Origin of the sequence: Deinococcus seoulensis (genome assembly GCF_014648115.1) — a bacterium.
Classification (GTDB): Bacteria; Deinococcota; Deinococci; order Deinococcales; family Deinococcaceae; genus Deinococcus; species Deinococcus seoulensis.
On the sequence record NZ_BMQM01000020.1, the window covers coordinates 17,368 to 34,011 of the forward strand.

Consider the following 16,644-nt stretch of genomic DNA (forward strand, 5'->3'; position numbering starts at 1 on the left):
CCATGCCTACCCGCACCCCTGCCCGCCGCGCCGATACCGACTGCTCCACCTCTTTCCCTGGCCGCCACGGCCCGCGCAGCGCCCTGCTCCTGCTGGCCCTGACCCTCAGCGCCTGCGGGAGCGGGCAGCCGACCGGGCAGGCGACGGACCCGTCCGCCCTGACGCCGGAAGCCATCGAGGCGAAACTGACCTCCGGGGACGTGGACCTCTCGGAAATCACCCACTACGGCGACCCGGTCACGGCCAGCGGTGACGGCCCGTACGTGCAGCCCGACGTGGACCACCCGGACGAACCCTACGCCCCCACCCTGATCGCCGCCCAGCAGGGACTCGCCTCGGCGCGGCAGGCAGCGGCCGGCGCCCGCCTGGGCGAGACGCGGGTGCCCGGCACGCTGCGCGGGCAGACCGTGAGCGCCCAGGGCCTCTCGGGCCTGACCCTCACCCCGGACCGCGTGCAGTTGCAGGTGCTGATCCTGCACGCCGGGCCCGCCGACTTCGGGCTGCCCAGTGCGCGCGCGCTGCTGCAATCGCGCGGCATTCCGTTCACCACGCTGGACGCCACGACCACCCCGCTGGACGCCGCCGCGCTGGTCGCCCCGGACGGTGCCGGGCGCTACCAGGCGGTCATACTGACCAGTAACGCCCTGACCACCGAGACCAGCCCCGGCTACTACGAGAGTGCCCTGAGCACCGACGAGTGGAGCACCCTGTTCGAGTACGAACGGACCTTCGGCGCGCGGCAACTGGCGCTGTTCGGGTACCCGCAGGTCGCGCCGGAAGACTACGGCCTGCGGGCCGCACCGGAACTGGCGAGCAGTACGGCGGACCTGACCGTCACGCCCGCCGGGAAGGCCGTGTTCACGGACCTGACCGGCGCGGTCCCGGTGCGCTACGCGTACAACTACCCCTCGCGGCTGGAGCCGGTCGAGGGCGTGACCACCACGCCGGTCCTGACCGACGCGGGCGGCAACATCCTGGCGGCCACGAGCACCAGCCCCGACGGGCGCGAACGGATGCTGCTGACCATGGCGCAGAACCCGTACCTGCTGCACACGCAACTGCTGGGGGACGGCCTGATCGGGTGGCTGACGCGCGGCGTGCACCTCGGCGAGTACCGCCGCTTCCTGCAGGTGGACATCGACGACTGGTTCCTGTACGCCGACCGCTTCGACCCGGCCACCGGCACGGTCGTGCCCCGCGACTTCCGCCTGCGCGGCAGCGACGCCCTGAGCCTGCGTGACCAGCAGAACGCCATCCGCGCCCAGTACCCGGTCGCCGCGAACTTCCGCTACGCGCAGGCCTTCAACGGACTGGGCGCCGACGTAACCGCCCCGAACACCTGCGCGCCCTCAGCCAGCGTGAACGACCCACTGAGCGCCGTGACCAAGTGCGTGGCGAAATCCTTCGACTGGGTGAACCACTCGCGGGACCACCTGAACATGGACACCATGAACCGCAGCGACTCGTTCACGCAGCTGTACCAGAACGCCCTGATCGGCTCGTACATGCGCCTGCCCATGAGCCTGCGCGCCGTGGTCACGCCGGAACACTCGGGGCTGGGCTGGTACGCGCCCGCTCCGGGGCAGAACAAGGTGGATTACGGCCTGAACGCCGGGAACCGCGAACTGATGCAGGCGACCAGCCTGATGGGCATGCGGTACGTCGCCTCGAACCACTCGGTGCCCAGCCAGTGGGACCCGCAGTGCCCGAACTGCGGCGTGACCAGCCCCCTGAATCCGCTGACGCTGCTGGTGCCGCGCTGGCCGAACAGCGTGGCGTACAACTCGACCGCGCCCGACGAGGCGGCCGGGCAGTACAACGCCGTGTTCGGCCCCGGCGGCACCGCGCCGTACTGGCCGAAGAACCTGAACTACGACGAGTTCCTGGCGCAGGACATGAACATCAGCGTGATTCACCTGCTGGACGGCACGGCGTGGCCGCACTACATGCACCAGGGGAACCTGAAGGAGTACGCGCCGGGCCGCAGCCTCGCCACCGACTGGGTCAGGGCGCTGCTGGACACCTACTCGGCGTACTCGACGCTGCCGCTGAACACCCTGGACTGGAACTCGCTGGGCCAGTACGTGGACACCCGCACCCGCTACGAGGGTGACAAGAACAGCGTCGTGGCCGTCTTCGACCGCAAGGCGAACACCGTGAAGGTGCAGCGCAGCAGCGGCAGCGGCACGCGCTTCGTGTTCCTGACCGGCGCGTCGGCCAGCGCCACGCAGAAGACCGAGGTGTACGCCGGGCGGCGCACGGCGCAGTTCACGGTCGGGTCCCTCACGACGACCGTGCCCGTCACGCCCCGCTGAACGTGCCCGCCCCGGCCACCAGTCCGGCCCCCGCACGCGAACAGGCGCGCGGGCCGCTGGCGGTGTACTACGGGCCGCCCACGCCCGCCGCGCTGAGCGCCCTGGCCACGCATGACCGGGTGGTCGTGCAGGCCGGACTGTACCAACCGGAGCAGGTGCGGGCGTTACGGCGCACGGCGCGCGTGCTGGGGTACCTGAGCGTGGGCGAGGACCACCCGCTGGGCGAGTGGCCCTGCACGCCCGGCAGCGCCCCGTACCACCTGCACGTGAACCCCGCCTGGGGCAGCGTGACCGTGGACGTCCGGCACCCGCAGTGGCAGCGGACGCTGCTGGAGCGGGCCGCGCAGGCACTGGCGCACACGGACGGCCTGCTGCTGGACACGCTGGACAGCGCCGACCCGGCCGGGACGCTGGCACTGATCCGGACCCTGCGCGCCCGCTGGCCCCGCGCGACCCTGATCGGCAACCGGGGCTTCGGGCTGCTGCCGCAGCTGGCGCCGCTGCTGAGCGGCGTGCTGTTCGAGGCGTTCAGCACCACCCACGCCCCCGCCCCGGCCCTGCACCCGCCGGACGGACTGGCGTACACCGGGCACTGGCTGCGGGAACTGCGCCGCCACGGCCTGCCGGTGGACGCGCTGGACTACGCGGACACGCCCTCCCTGGCGGCCGCCGCGCACGCCCGCGCCCACGCGCACGGCCTGCGGACCTTCGTGACCGACCGCAGCCTCTCGCAACCCCGCGATCCGTACGTTCCCGTCCACCTCGCCTCGCCCACCGGAGGGCCGCCATGCACCGACACCTGATACGGATTCCGTCTGTTTCGTTAACAGATCGGAACACTACCGATCTGCCCACTCCAAGTCCGGAATCCGCTTCGACTACTCGCTCTGCTTCGCAGCTCTACGAGACTCAATCGGAGTCCGTATGAACCGCCCATCTGCCGCCCGCTGCCCGCGCGCCGCCCTGTTGCTGCGGGCGCTGCCGGGCCTGCTGCTCGTCGCGTGCGCGGCCGGTGCAGGCGCAGGCGGCCAGCCCGGCACGCCGCCCGCCGCAGGTGCGACCCGGCAGGCCCGCCTGCACGCCGCGCGCAGCTGGGGCTACCAGCTCACCAACTACATTCCCGCGCGGCTGGGACCGGTCGGCGCTTCCAGTTTCGATCTGGTGGTCGTGGACGCCGGGGACGACAACGGCGCCCCCTGGCCCCCGGCCGAGGTGCACGCCGCCGCCGCCCGGACCGGCCAGAACGACCGCGTGATGCTCGGGTACCTGAGCATCGGCGCGGCCGAGAGTTACCGCCCGTACTGGCAGGACACCTGGAAGACCAGCCCGCCCGCGTGGCTGCTGCAGGAGGACCCGGACTGGCCCGGCAGTTTCAACGTGGCGTACTGGCACCCGGACTGGCAGGCGACCGTGCTGCGCAGCCTGGACCGCCTGATGGACTCCGGCTTCGACGGCGTGTACATGGACCTCGTGGACGCCTACTACCGCAACCCGCAGCACCCGGCCGCGCGGGAGGACATGATCACCTGGGTGTGCCGGATCGCCGCGCACGCCCACGCCCGCGACCCGGATTTCCTGATCGTGCCGCAGAACGCCTCTGAGCTGATCCGCGACCCGCGTTACGTGCCGTGCGTGGACGCCCTGGGCAACGAGGAGACCTTCATGTACGCCATGAACACGCCCACCGAACCCGAACGGCAGACGCAACTGCTGGCCGATTACGCGCAGTGGAAGGCGCGCGGCAAGCCCGTGTTCACCATCGAGTACGCCGACCGCGAGCCGCTGATCACGCAGCTGTACGCCCGCGCCCGCGCCGCCGGACTGGTGCCGTACGTGACCGTGCGTAACGTGGATGTCCTGACGCCCGGCCGCTGACCGGGTGGCCGGTTACCCGCGCCCCCCGGCGATCAGGCGGGCGTCCGGGTGGCGGGCGAGCCGCTGCATGGCCCACGCGCCCAGCAGCGGCCCGGCCGCCAGCACCGCGAGCGCGGCGGGCCACCCGGCCGCGCCGACCAGCACCGGCACCAGCGCGATGGTCACGGCGGTCAGCGTGAACCCCAGGGCCAGTTGCGCGGTCAGGGCGGTGCCCACGAACTGCGGGTCGGCGATCTCGCTGACGACCGTGCTGAACTGCGCGCTGTCCGCGATGATCCAGAATCCCCAGAACACACCCACGGCCAGCAGCAGGCCCGGCGGGGCGTGCAGGAAGGTCAGGGCGGCCAGCAGCAGCGCCGCGCCCCCCGACAGCAGCATCGCCAGGGTGGTCAGGCGCGTGCGGCCCCAGCGGTCGCCCAGCACGCCGCCCAGCACGCACCCCAGCGCGCCCACGCCCACGACCAGCGCCGTGGCGAGGGCCGCGCGGCCCGGACTGCCGGGTCCGGTCTGCGCGGCGTAGTACACGGCGAACCACGTCCACATGGCGTACAGCTCCCACATGTGCCCCAGGTACCCCAGGGTGCTCAGGCCCACGCCGCCGCGCGTGACGGCCTGCCACGCCCGGCCCGGCTGGAAGGGGGGCGCCCGGACCGGGCCGCCGGGTGCGGGCGGCACGCTCAGGGCCAGCAGGCCGCCCAGGGCCGCCAGGACGCTGGTGACGCCGATCACGGCGCGCCAGTCCGCGCCGCCCAGGCCGTTCACGAGGTGCGGCAGGGCGCCGCCCAGCGTCAGGGCGCCGACCATCACACCCAGCGCCAGCCCCCGCCCGCGCGCAAAGTGCGCGCTCATGAGTTTCAGGGTCACGGGGTACACCAGCGCCAGGGCCGCGCCGGTCAGGGCGCGCAGCAACGTGCCTTCCAGCGGGCCGTGCGCCAGCAGCAGCGCGGCGTTCGCGGCGGCGGCGGCCAGCGAACCGGCAGCGATCAGGCGGCGCGGCGACACGCGGTCCGGCAGGTTCAGGGCGGCGCTCAGGACCGCGCCCAGCACGAACCCCAGTTGCACGGCCAGCGTCAGCCACGCCGACGCCCGGTCGCTGACGGCCCACTCGGCGCGCAACTGCCCGATCACGGCCGCCGCCGAGAACCACGGGGACATGCTCAGGACCACCGAGGCGGCCAGCAGGCCCAGGGCCAGCCAGCGCCGGGACGGACCCGCCGGGTGGGCGGCGCGGACCTCGGGTGAAACGCGGTCGGAAGGCACGCCCCAGACCGTAGCACGCGCCCTGCACCCGGTTCAGCGGCCTGCCGGGCGGCAGGCGCGGGCCGGAAGTGTCACAATGCCAGCGATGCAACGCTCTGTGGTGACTTCTTGACGCGCCCTCCCCTGCTGCTGGGCCTGGATGCCGGTGGCAGCGGAACCAAATGGGTGCTGTTCCGCGCGGGGCAGCGGGTGGCGGACGGCCGCACCGCGCCCCTGACTGCCGCGCTGGTGGGTACCGACGCCGGTGACGCCGCGCTGGCCGAATTGAAGGCTGGCGTGCCGGGCCGCCCGGACGCCGCGCACGCCGGCGTGCCGGGCCTGAGTGCCGGGACAGGGCAGGCGGGCGCCGTGCGGGACGCGCTGGCCGCCGCGCTCGGCATGAACGCCGCGCACCTGAGCCTCGAAGGCGACCTGGACCTCGCGTACCGCGCGCACCTCGCGCCGGGCGCGGGCGTGCTGCTGTACGCCGGGACGGGCAGCATCGCGTACCACGTGACCCGCAGCGGCGAGGTCGTGCGGGCCGGCGGGCGCGGATACCGCATCGGGGATGACGGCGCGGGCTTCAGCCTGGGCCGCGCGGCGCTGCGTGCCCTGACCGAGACGCTCGACCGGGGGCAGGAACCCGACTCGGTCCTGGCGCGCGAGGTACGCGCCATCAGCGGCGGCACCGACTGGGACACGCTGCGCACCTTCACGTACGGGCAGCCGGGCGCGTCGGCCGTGGCGCGACTGGCTCCGGCCGTGTCCCGCGCCGCCGAGCAGGGCGACCCGGTCGCCGCGCACCTGATCGAGGAGGCCGCGCAGGCGCTGGCGGAACTCGCGCGGCGCGTGCAGGAGCAGGTGGGCGCGCTGCCCGTCACCGCGACCGGCGGGGCGCTGCGCTCGGCGCTGATGGCGGCCGCGCTGGGCCGCGCGCTGCCCGGCGTGAACGTGCAGCAACGCGATCACGCCGACGCCGCCGCCCGGTACGCCGGCGCGCAGTACGGCGACTGACCCACTCCTGCGCTGCGTGTCCTGCGCTGCCACCCCTGCACTGCGGGGCGTGCGCGGGGGGTTCAGGCGCCGGGTTGCAGCAACTCGCGGGCCGTGATCTCGTCGATGATCAGGGTGTTCATCAACCGGCCCGCCAGGGCGGCGCGCACCGCCTGAACCTTGCCGAGGCCACTGACGATGCAGATGGACTGCGCGGCCCGCTGGGTCAGGGTCAGGTCCGGGCCGCTGCTGCGGGCATTCATGGGAATACCGCCGAAGGAACCGTCCGCGCGGAAGAACACGGTGGCGATATCCCCGGCGACCCCCTGCTCGCTCAGCGCCTGCTGATCGTGCGGGTCGAGGTACCCGGCGACATACACGTGACTGGGCAGGTTCGCCCCGGCCGCGCCCACCGAGTACAGCAGCACGTCCGCAGCCTCCTGCAGGTCCAGCACGTGACGGACGCTGCGTTCGCGCCACATGGCCTGCCGCGTGGCAGGATCGTCGAAGAAGGTCGGCACCGGGAACAGGTGCGCCCGCGCGCCGTAGTTGCTGGCAAAGCGGGTGACGGTATCGGTCACGAAGCCGCTCATGAAGTCGCGGGCGTTCGCGCTGCCGTTCAGTTGCACGAACTGCAGGTCCGGAATGTGGCGGGGCGTCAGGCAGCGGGACACGGCGTCCAGGGTGGTGCCCCACGCCAGCCCGACCGTCTGACCGGGCCGCAGCGTCTGCCCCAGCAGCGTGGCGCTGGCGACCGAGACGCGCTCCAGCCACACGGATTCCGGACTGCCCGGCGGCACGCTCACCACGTGCGGCGTCAGGAAAGGGTACGCGGCGCGCAACTGCGCTTCCAGGCTCTGCGGCTGCGCCTGCGGGTCATGGATGCGGATCTCGACCAGACCGGTACGGCGGGCGTGCGACAGCAGCCGCGAGACCTTCGGGCGGGACAGGCCGAGTTCGCGGGCGATGGCGTCGGTGGTCAGGCCCTGGACGTAGTACAGGCGGGCGACCTGCGCGGCCTGGGTGTCCGTGATGGCGTCGTTCACGCCCGGCAGCATACGGCAAGGGTGTGGGGGCTGGAATGCACGCGCCCCACACCCCGTCCCCTGCACTGAACATCTGTTCATGGAGTTTGACATTCTGTTCAAAGGGTGGTGTGATCAGCGGGCAATCACAGCCTGCTCCGCACGCCTGCCGCCGCGTGCCCTCCTTTCAGTCCGAGTCCGTCCCAGGAGTTTCCCGCATGACCCAGTACATTCTGGCCCTCGATCAGGGCACCACCAGCAGCCGCGCCATCGTGTTCGACCGTCAGGGCCGCATCCGCCGCACCGCGCAGAAGGAATTCCCGCAACTGTTCCCCCGGCCCGGCTGGGTCGAGCACGACCCGCAGGAAATCTGGAGTACCCAGATCGGCGTGGCGCAGGAAGCCATCAGCGGGGCGGGCCTGAAGGCCAGTGACCTCGCCGCCATCGGGATCACCAACCAGCGCGAGACGGTGGTCGTGTGGGACCGCGCCACGGGCGAGCCTGTCTACAACGCCATCGTGTGGCAGGACCGCCGCACCGCGCCGCTGTGCGACACGCTCAAAGCGCAGGGGCACGAGGACCTGATCCGCGAGCGCACGGGCCTGCTGATCGATGCGTACTTCAGCGGAACCAAGATCGGCTGGATTCTGGATCACGTGCCGGGCGCCCGCGCCCGCGCCGAGCGGGGCGAACTGGCCTGCGGCACCATCGACTCGTGGCTGGTGTACCGCCTGACCGGCGGTGCGCTGCACATCACGGACGCCAGCAACGCCAGCCGCACGCTGCTGTTCAACATCCATACCGGCGCCTGGGACGACGACCTGCTGGCCCTGCTGAACGTGCCGCGCGCGCTGCTGCCCGAGGTGCGCGCCAGTTCCGAGGTGTACGGCGAGACGGCCGAGGGCCTGCTGGGCGCCCGCGTGAAGATCGCCGGGATGGCCGGGGACCAGCAGGCCGCGACCTTCGGGCAGGTGTGCCTGGAGCGTGGCATGGCGAAGAACACCTACGGCACCGGGTGTTTCATGCTGATGAACACCGCCGGTGAGGTCGTCGAGAGCCGTAACCGCCTGCTGAGCACCGTGGTGTGGCAGCTGGGTGCCGGGGCGCAGGCGCAGCGGACCTACGCGCTGGAAGGGTCGGTGTTCGTGGCGGGCGCGGTCGTGCAGTGGCTGCGTGACGGGCTGGGCATCATCCGGCACGCCTCGGAGGTCGAGGCACTGGCGGGCAGCGTGCCGGACAGCGGCGGCGTGTTCCTGGTCCCGGCGTTCGTGGGCCTGGGCGCGCCGTACTGGGATCCGTACGCACGTGGGACGATGGTGGGCCTGACGCGCGGCACCACGTCCGCGCACATCGCGCGCGCGGCGCTGGACAGCGTGGCGTTCCAGGCGGCCGAACTGCTGGACGCCATGGAGCAGGACAGCGGGGCACGCCTCACGGAACTGCGCGTGGACGGCGGGGCCAGCGGGAACAACCTGATGATGCAGTTCCAGGCGGACATTCTGGGCGTGACCGTGACCCGCCCGCAGGTGACCGAGACGACCGCGCTGGGAGCGGCGTTCCTGGCGGGGCTGGCGGTGGGGTTCTGGTCCGGCACGGATGAACTCCGGACGCTGTGGAAGGCCGACCGGTCGTTTGAGCCGGGTCTGGATGCCGACCGCCGCGCGCACCTGCTGGGCCGCTGGCGGCGGGCAGTCGAGCGCAGCCGCGCCTGGGCGGAGGCAGAGCAGGACTGACCGCCGCGTGACCGATCAGCCGCGCTGCCGCCTGCTGCCGGGCTTCATGTGTTGCCGGTGTGCAGTGAATTGAGACAACCCGCTTGAACATCCGTTCGCATCGTGTGAACATGTGTTCATAACGGGTGATGCTGCCCCGGCCCTCCCCCACCCCCCGATACTCCTCACACCTACAGGCAGGTTCCCCCATGACCACCCAACCCACCCCCACCGACCCCCGTACCGCCGTTCTGCACGCCGCCACGACCGATCAGACCTGGGATCTGCTGGTCATCGGGGGGGGTGCGTCCGGCCTGGGCACGGCGGTCGAGGCGGCCACACGCGGGTACCGTGTGCTGCTGCTCGAATCGCATGATTACGCCAAGGGCACCAGCAGTCGCTCGACGAAGCTGGTGCACGGCGGCGTGCGGTACCTCGCGCAGGGGAACGTGTCCCTGGTGCGCGAGGCGCTGCACGAACGCGGCCTGCTCAAGCAGAACGCGCCGCACCTCGTGCATGACCTGGGCTTCCTGATCGCCGCGTACAAGTGGTGGGCCGCGCCTTTCTACGGCATCGGCCTGAAGATGTACGACCTGCTGGCCGGGAAACTGAACCTGAAAGCCAGCCGGTACGTGAACAAGGCCCAGGCGCTGGAGCGCACGCCCACCCTGAAGAAACAGGCGCTCAAGGGCGGCATCCTGTACTTCGACGGGCAGTTCGACGACGCCCGGCTGGCCGTGACGCTGCTGCGCACCCTGGAAGACCACGGGGGCGTGGCCCTGAACCACGCGCCGGTCGTGGGCCTGATCAGGGAAGGCGGGAAGATCACGGGCGCCCGCTTCCGTGACGGGGAGACCGGACAGGAACACGCCGTGAAGGCACGCGCGGTCGTGAACGCCACGGGCGTGTTCGTGGACGACGTGCGCCGCATGGAGAACCCGTCCGTCAAGCCCATGCTCTCGCCCAGTCAGGGTGTGCACGTGGTCGTGGATCGCCGTTTCCTGCCCGGTGACAGCGCCATCATGGTGCCCCGCACCGACGACGGCCGCGTGCTGTTCGCCGTGCCCTGGCACGACCACGTGGTGATCGGCACGACCGACACGCCCCTGCCCGAGGCGAGCGTGGAGCCCCGCGCGCTGCCCGAGGAGGTCGAGTTCATCCTGAAGACCGCCGCGCAGTACCTGGACCCGGCCCCCACCCGCGCCGACGTGCGCAGCGTGTACGCCGGACTGCGCCCCCTGGTGAAGGCGGCCGAGGGCACCGACACCAAGAGCCTGTCGCGTGATCACGTGATCCGCATCAGCGACGGCGGCCTGATCACCCTGACCGGCGGCAAGTGGACCACGTACCGCCGCATGGGCGAGGACACCGTGAACCGCGCCGCCGCGCAGGCCGGACTGCCCGAACGTCTGAGCCTCACGGCGGGCCTGAAACTGCACGGGGCCGCCGCGCCCGATACGCACCTCGCGGATCACTGGCGGGTGTACGGGACGGACGCCGCGCGTATCCAGGCGCTGCCCGGCGCGGACGCGGCCCTGCACCCGGAGTTGCCGTACACCGAGGCGGAGGTCCGCTGGGCGGTGCGTGCCGAGCAGGCCCGCACGGTCGAGGACGTCCTGTCGCGCCGCCTGCGCGCCCTGCTACTGAACGCCCGCGCCAGCATCGAGGCGGCGCCGCGCGTGGCCGCCATCCTGGCCGGGGAACTGGGCCGCGACGCCGCGTGGCAGGAGGCGCAGGTGCGCGCCTACACGGAACTGGCGGGCGGGTACGTGCTGAACTGACCGGTGCGTGAACTGACCGGTGCCTGAATTGGCAGGATTCTGAACTGGCCCCGTCTTGAACGGACTGAACCGGCGCGGCGCCGGGCGGTCGGGGGGCCTGCCGGCACCCGTGAAGCTCCTGCGCCGTTCCGTCCGGGCGGTGCGGGGGCCTCGCGGGTGTGTCGTGTGGGTGTCCTGATACGGACTGCCGTCTGTTTCGCCGACAACCCGGAGGGGCATTTCTCTCCTTCTGGCATCCGCCCGGACCCAGTGGCCTTGTAAGCCGTTCAGTCGGAGTTCGGATCGCAGCCGTCTGGACTGCTCCTCATCAGTTGATTGAAAGTTCAGGATTCGTTTCTCCTTCCTTCGCTGTCGTTGTGGGTGCGTCATGCTCGTGGGCACCGGGCGTGCCGGATGGGTATGCTGCGGTACTGATGACCCGCCGTACGCCACACCAGCCTGTCTCCCGCGCGCAGGAACCGCTGCGCCGCCGGGTGTACGTGGCTGTGTGCCTGCTGGCGGCGGCGGCACTGGCAGTGATCGTGCTGGTTGATCTGCGTGGTGGGCGCATCGAGATCGGCCCGACGGCCGGACTGACGCTGTGCCTGGGTGTGGCGGCCACACTGCGCTTTACCCGCGTGCCGTGGGTCGTGGTGGATTACATGGTGCTGGTGGGCGCGACGGGCATCGTGGCAGCGCAACTGCTGCAACTGCAACAGCAGCAGGTGCCCATCCCGCTGCGCACCTACTTTCCTGGCGTGTTCCTGGTGATCGCGGCGTTCAGTGTGTTGCCGGTACGGGCCGCGCTGGTGTACGGCGGGGCGCTGCTGGCGGTGTTCGCGGCCCTGTCGTTCGCCACGGGCAGCGACGTGGTGCTGCTGGGTGAATTGATCCTGGCCTCGCTGCTGATCGCTCACCTGTCGTACTTCGGGCGGCAGGTGAGCGCGGAGCGTGCCCGTTCGGACGAGCAGTACCGCCTGTCGCGCACGGACGTCCTGACCGGCCTGGAGAACCGGCGCGGCATGTACGAGCGCGTGCAGCAGGCCTTCTCGCGGAATGTGCGCGGCGAGTCGGGGGCGTTCACGGTGATGCTGGCCGACATCGATCACTTCAAGCGCGTGAACGACACGTTCGGGCATGACGTGGGCGATCAGGTGTTGCAGCGCGTGGCGCAGGTGCTGGGGCGCGAGGTGGGGCACCAGGGCAGCGTGGCCCGCTGGGGCGGCGAGGAATTCCTGATCCTGCTGGAAACCGACGATCCGCCCGTGGTGCGGGCCGTGGCCGGGCAGGTCTGGCACGCGGTGCGTAGCGGGCAGGTGGCCGGGCTGCCGCCCGTGACGACCAGCCTGGGGGTCGCCAGTTCCAGCGAGGTCGTGTCGGTCAGTGACCTGCTGCGCGTCGCGGACCGCCGCCTGTACGAGGCCAAGGAAGCCGGGCGTGACCGGGTGCAACTCGGCCCGGCCCGCCCGGTGGTTCCGCCGTCTGCGCCCGCGTCTGGACCGAACCTCTCGGCGCCCGGCCGGGGTGCGCCGACCAGTCCCGCTTCACGCGAGTGACGCAGTCCCGCTGGACAGGCACACCGCCGAACGGATGTGACGCTGAACGGGTGTGCTCAGCTTGATGGGTCCGCAGGGGCGGGCGTGCGGGTGTGGTGCAGGAAGCGCGCCAGGAGCAGCGCGGCGGTGCACATCAGGCCCACGCACAGCCCGAACCACAGGCCGCGCGGGCCGACGCCCAGACCGAACGCCAGCAGGACGCCGCTGCCCAGGCCCACGACCCAGTACGCGCCCAGTGAGATCAGCATGGGCACGCGGGTGTCCTGAAGGCCGCGCAGTGAGGCGGCCATGCTGACCTGAAGGCCGTCGAACGCCTGGAACAGCGTGGCGATCAGCAGGAACGTGGCGGCCTGCGCGATCAGGCGGGCGTTGGCGGGGTCGTGCACGTTCACGAACACGCCGATCACGGTGCGGGGCGTGAATACGTACGAGAGGCTGACCAGCAGCATGATCAGCACGGCGATCCCGCCGCCCAGCAGGCCCACCCGGCGGGCCGCGAGTGGGTTTCCGGCGCCGTGGTGGTGGGCGACGCGGATGCCGGTGGCGGTCGCCAGTCCCAGCGGCACCATGAACACGGCCGTGATGACCTGCAGCGCCACGTTGTGCGCGGCCAGGGCGTCCGGGCCGAACCGGGCCATCAGCAGCGAGGTCACGGTGAACAGGCCTCCCTCGGCGCCCAGGGTCAGGCCGATCGGCCAGCCCAGGCGGGCCAGGGTGCGCAGTTCGGCACGCACGGCGCCCGGTTCGGTCGGCGCGGCGGGCATGCGCGCGCGGACCACGGCGGCCAGCAGCGCGGCGCTCAGCCAGTACACCAGCACGCTGGTGAGGGCCGCGCCGGGGACACCCAGCGCCGGGAACGGTCCCCAGGCGAAGGTCAGGGCGGGGCTGAGCGCGGCGGCCAGCAGCGCGCCGCCCAGCGCGATGGCGGTCACGGTGCGCGGGTGCCCGGTGCCTTCCAGCGCGCCGCGCAGGGCGCTGAAGGCCAGCGTGGCGGGCATGCCCAGCGCGTAGATGCGCAGGTACAGGCCCGCGAGGTCGCCGCGCAGTCCTTCGGGAGCGTGCGTCTGGAGGAGGTGCGCGGCCAGGAATGCCAGCGGCAGGAACGCCGCTGAGAGCAGCGCGGCGAGCAGCAGTCCGGCGCGGGCGGCGCGGTTCACGCCGGCCGGGTCGCCCGCGCCGTGTGCGGCGGCCACGCGGGGCGCGACCGAGAGCATGACGCCCAGCAACACGATGAATCCCAGGTAGTACGCGGCGTTTCCGTAGGCGACGGCGGCCAGTTCGGCCGGGCCGAGGCGGCCGATCACGGCGGTGCTGATCAGGGACAGGGCGTTCACGCTGAACTGCGAGACGATCACGGGCGCGGCGAGGCGCAGCAGCGTGGCGGTCTCGCCGGGTGGCCGGGTGGGTGCCGGAGCGGTGGAGGGGGAGGGGATCGGCACCCGCGCAGTGTAGTGGCGCGGGGTGCGCGGCGGGGAACGGCGCGGCCGGGTCGTGGGTGCCGGGTCCAGCAGTGCTGGGTGCCAGCGCATTCGGTCACGCTGGAACGAACGTTCGTTAGCAGGCTTCGGGTACAGTGAGGCATGACCCACAACCCAGACCCTGCCCGGACGCCGGGCTTCCGGACCCGTGCCGTTCACGCCGGTCACGGTCTCGACCCGGCCACCGGCGCGCACGCCACGCCCATCTACGCCACCAGCACCTTCGGCTACGGCAGCGCCGAACGCGGCGCGCGCCTGTTCGCGGGCGAGGAACAGGGGTACTTCTACTCGCGCCTGACCAACCCCACCGTCCGCGCCTTCGAGGAGAAGGTCGCCAACCTGGAGGGCCTGCCGGACGCCGTGGCGTTCGCCAGCGGCATGGGGGCCGTGTCCGCCGTGTGCCTGACCCTGCTGAACCCCGGCGACGAGGTCATCTTCATCGCGCCGCTGTACGGCGGCACGACCGGGTTCCTGACCGAGGTCGCCGCGAAATTCGGCGTGACCGTCCACGAGGCCGCCGACGAGACCGCCGCCGAGGCCCTGTGCGGCCCCCGCACCCGCCTGATCTGGGTGGAAACCCCCACCAACCCCGCCCTGAACATCGTGGACCTCGCGCGCGTGTCACGCATGGCCCGCGCGTGCGGCGCCCTGAGCGTCGCGGACAACACCTTCAGCAGCCCCTACCTGACCCGCCCGGCCGAGCACGGCGTGGACCTCGTCATGCACAGCGCCACCAAGTACCTCGGCGGGCACGGCGACGCCATCGGCGGCGTCCTGACTGGCCCGGCGGACCTGCTGGCCGAGGTGCGCGGCGTGGGCCTGCGGCACGTGGGCGCGTCCCTGGGACCCACCGAGGCGTTCCTGTTCCTGCGCGGCCTGAAGACCCTGCCGCTGCGCATGGACGCCCACTGCGCCGGGGCCGCCGAACTGACCGCCGCGCTGGACGGCCACCCGGCCCTGCACGCCCTGCACTACCCCGGCCTGGGCCGCCACCCGGGGCACGAGGTCGCCCGCCGCCAGATGCGCGCCTTCGGGGGCCTGCTGAGCCTGGACCTGGGCAGTCAGGCGGCCGCGTTCACGTTCCTGAACACCCTGCGCCTGTTCACGCAGGCGGTCAGTCTGGGCGACGTGGAGAGCCTGTCGTGCCATCCGGGCAGCACCACGCACCACCTGCTGGGCGACGAGGCGCTGCTGCGCCAGGGCGTGACGCCCGGACTGGTCCGCCTGAGCGTGGGCATCGAGGACCCCGCCGACCTGATCGACGACGTGCTGAGCGCCCTGAACCACGTCGGGACGCCCGCCCGCACGGACCGCGACCTCAGCCGCGCCTGATCCGGGCCGTCAGCGTGGCTGGCGCAGGTCGGTCACGCGGCGCAGCTTGCCGCCCTCGCTGCGCGGCAGGCTGCCGGGCTCGCAGGGCTGGCAGCGGACGGTCACGCCCACCTGCGCCTTGACCTGCCGCTCGACCTCGGCGGCCAGCGCGGCGGCCGACACGGCGGGGGCCGCCACCTCGAGGTGCAGGGTCAGTTCGTCCATCAGGCCGCTGCGGGTCAGGGTGACGTGGTAGTGCGGGCTGGTCTGCCCCAGGCGCAGCAGCGCGTCCTCCAGTTGCGCCGGGTACACGTTCACGCCGCGCAGGATGATCAGGTCGTCGCTGCGGCCCCGCACGGCGTCCATGCGGCGCAGGGTGCGTCCCGTGCCGTTCGGGCCGGGCAGCAGGCGCGTGATGTCGCCGGTCCAGTAGCGCAGCAGCGGCAGGGCCGTGCGGGTCATGGAGGTCAGGATCAGCACGCCCCACTCGCCGTCCGGCAGCGGCTCGCCGGTCTGGGGGTCCACGATCTCGGGGTAGAAGTGATCCTCCCAGACGTAACTGCCGCTCTGTTCGCGCACGTCCTCGTTGCTGACGCCGGGGCCGATGATCTCGGACAGGCCGTAGATGTTCGTGGCGCGCACGCCCAGGCGTTCCTGCACGGCCCGGCGGGTCTTTTCCGCCCAGGGTTCCGCGCCCAGCACCGCGTAACGCAGCGCGAGGTCACCGGGAAGGACGCCCCGCCGCTCCAGTCCCTCGGCCAGCACGAGCGCGTAACTGGGCGTGCAGGCGATCACCTCGGGTTGCAGGTCCAGCAGCAGGTCCAGTTGCCGTTCGGTGCCGCCGCCCGAGACCGGGACGGTGCACAGGCCCAGCCGCTCGGCCCCGGCGTGGGTGCCCAGGCCGCCCGTGAACAGCCCGTACCCGTAGGCATTGTGGAAGGTCATGCCGGGCCGCGCGCCCGCCGCGTGCAGGCTGCGCGCCACGACCTCGGCGAAGACGTTCAGGTCGTGCGCGTCGTACGCCACGACGGTGGGTTTACCGCTGGTGCCGCTACTGGCGTGAATGCGGCGCAGGTCGGCGCGGGGCGCGGCGCACAGGCCCAGCGGGTAGTGGTCACGCAGGTCGCTCTTGCGGGTGAACGGGAAGGCCCGCAGGTCGTCCAGGCTGCGCAGGTCGCCGGGCGCCAGGCCCGCCCGCGCGAACCGCTCCCGGTACGCGGGCACCCGCGCGTCCTGAAGGGCCAGCATCTGCTGAAGCTGCGTCAGTTGCAGGGCGCGCAGAGCCTCCAGGGGCATCGCCTCGCGGTCCGGCTGGTAGAGGGTGGGGGCAGCAGCGTCGGCAGGCAGAGTGTCGGCGGGCAGGGCATCGGCAGGCAGGTC

Annotated in this window: 12 protein-coding genes; 8 read left to right on the forward strand and 4 right to left on the reverse strand. The window is 72.2% G+C overall.

The features are described 5' to 3' along the window. Positions 1–2 precede the first annotated feature (2 nt). The 3 genes from IEY70_RS13885 (at position 3) to IEY70_RS13895 (ending at position 4,190) form a co-directional block, all read left to right on the forward strand. Positions 3–2,315 carry an Agd3-related carbohydrate-binding protein gene (locus IEY70_RS13885; RefSeq protein ID WP_229777931.1) on the forward strand — a complete coding sequence of 771 codons (2,313 nt, stop codon included), beginning with the start codon at positions 3–5 and terminating at the stop codon, positions 2,313–2,315. Between the two features lie 2 nt (positions 2,316–2,317). Then, positions 2,318–3,118, forward strand: coding sequence for a putative glycoside hydrolase (locus tag IEY70_RS13890; protein WP_189065630.1), 801 nt, complete (start codon positions 2,318–2,320; stop codon positions 3,116–3,118). Positions 3,119–3,239: 121 nt separating this feature from the next. Further along, the gene (locus tag IEY70_RS13895; RefSeq protein ID WP_189065631.1) at positions 3,240–4,190 is read left to right on the forward strand and encodes an MJ1477/TM1410 family putative glycoside hydrolase; all 951 of its coding nucleotides are present in this window, start codon (positions 3,240–3,242) and stop codon (positions 4,188–4,190) included. A gap of 12 nt (positions 4,191–4,202) precedes the next feature. Here IEY70_RS13895 and IEY70_RS13900 read toward each other — a convergent pair whose 3' ends face one another. Then, on the reverse strand, positions 4,203–5,450 hold the full coding sequence (locus IEY70_RS13900) for an MFS transporter (protein ID WP_229777933.1): 1,248 nt from the start codon (positions 5,448–5,450) through the stop codon (positions 4,203–4,205). Between the two features lie 108 nt (positions 5,451–5,558). Between IEY70_RS13900 and IEY70_RS13905 the strand changes: the two genes are divergently transcribed. After that, a complete protein-coding gene (locus tag IEY70_RS13905) occupies positions 5,559–6,443 on the forward strand; it encodes an N-acetylglucosamine kinase (RefSeq protein WP_189065632.1) in 885 nt (294 codons plus the stop codon). Between the two features lie 62 nt (positions 6,444–6,505). Here IEY70_RS13905 and IEY70_RS13910 read toward each other — a convergent pair whose 3' ends face one another. Beyond that, positions 6,506–7,480 (reverse strand): sugar-binding transcriptional regulator, encoded by a 975-nt coding sequence (locus tag IEY70_RS13910; protein ID WP_229777934.1) that lies wholly within the window; start codon positions 7,478–7,480, stop codon positions 6,506–6,508. 185 nt (positions 7,481–7,665) lie between these two features. On the opposite strand from IEY70_RS13910, the gene glpK reads away from it, so the two are divergent. From glpK to IEY70_RS13925, 3 genes are all read left to right on the forward strand, one after another. After that, positions 7,666–9,180: a glycerol kinase GlpK gene (glpK, locus tag IEY70_RS13915; RefSeq protein ID WP_189065634.1), complete on the forward strand. Its 1,515-nt coding sequence runs from the start codon at positions 7,666–7,668 to the stop codon at positions 9,178–9,180. 188 nt (positions 9,181–9,368) lie between these two features. Continuing rightward, positions 9,369–10,940, forward strand: a complete 1,572-nt coding sequence (locus IEY70_RS13920; RefSeq protein ID WP_189065635.1) for a glycerol-3-phosphate dehydrogenase/oxidase — start codon at positions 9,369–9,371, stop codon at positions 10,938–10,940. A gap of 413 nt (positions 10,941–11,353) precedes the next feature. After that, complete coding sequence (locus IEY70_RS13925) at positions 11,354–12,475, forward strand: GGDEF domain-containing protein (RefSeq protein WP_189065636.1); 1,122 nt, start codon at positions 11,354–11,356, stop codon at positions 12,473–12,475. Between the two features lie 56 nt (positions 12,476–12,531). Here the strand turns inward: IEY70_RS13925 and IEY70_RS13930 are convergent, their stop codons facing one another. Next, positions 12,532–13,908, reverse strand: coding sequence for an MATE family efflux transporter (locus IEY70_RS13930; RefSeq protein WP_229777942.1), 1,377 nt, complete (start codon positions 13,906–13,908; stop codon positions 12,532–12,534). Positions 13,909–14,055: 147 nt separating this feature from the next. Here IEY70_RS13930 and IEY70_RS13935 point away from each other — a divergent pair, with 147 nt between their 5' ends. Beyond that, entirely contained in the window at positions 14,056–15,285 is a 1,230-nt protein-coding gene (locus IEY70_RS13935) for a trans-sulfuration enzyme family protein (RefSeq protein WP_189065638.1), read from the forward strand. A 9-nt stretch (positions 15,286–15,294) separates the two neighbouring features. Here IEY70_RS13935 and IEY70_RS13940 read toward each other — a convergent pair whose 3' ends face one another. Then, positions 15,295–16,560: an AMP-binding protein gene (locus IEY70_RS13940; RefSeq protein ID WP_189065667.1), complete on the reverse strand. Its 1,266-nt coding sequence runs from the start codon at positions 16,558–16,560 to the stop codon at positions 15,295–15,297. Positions 16,561–16,644 lie beyond the last annotated feature (84 nt).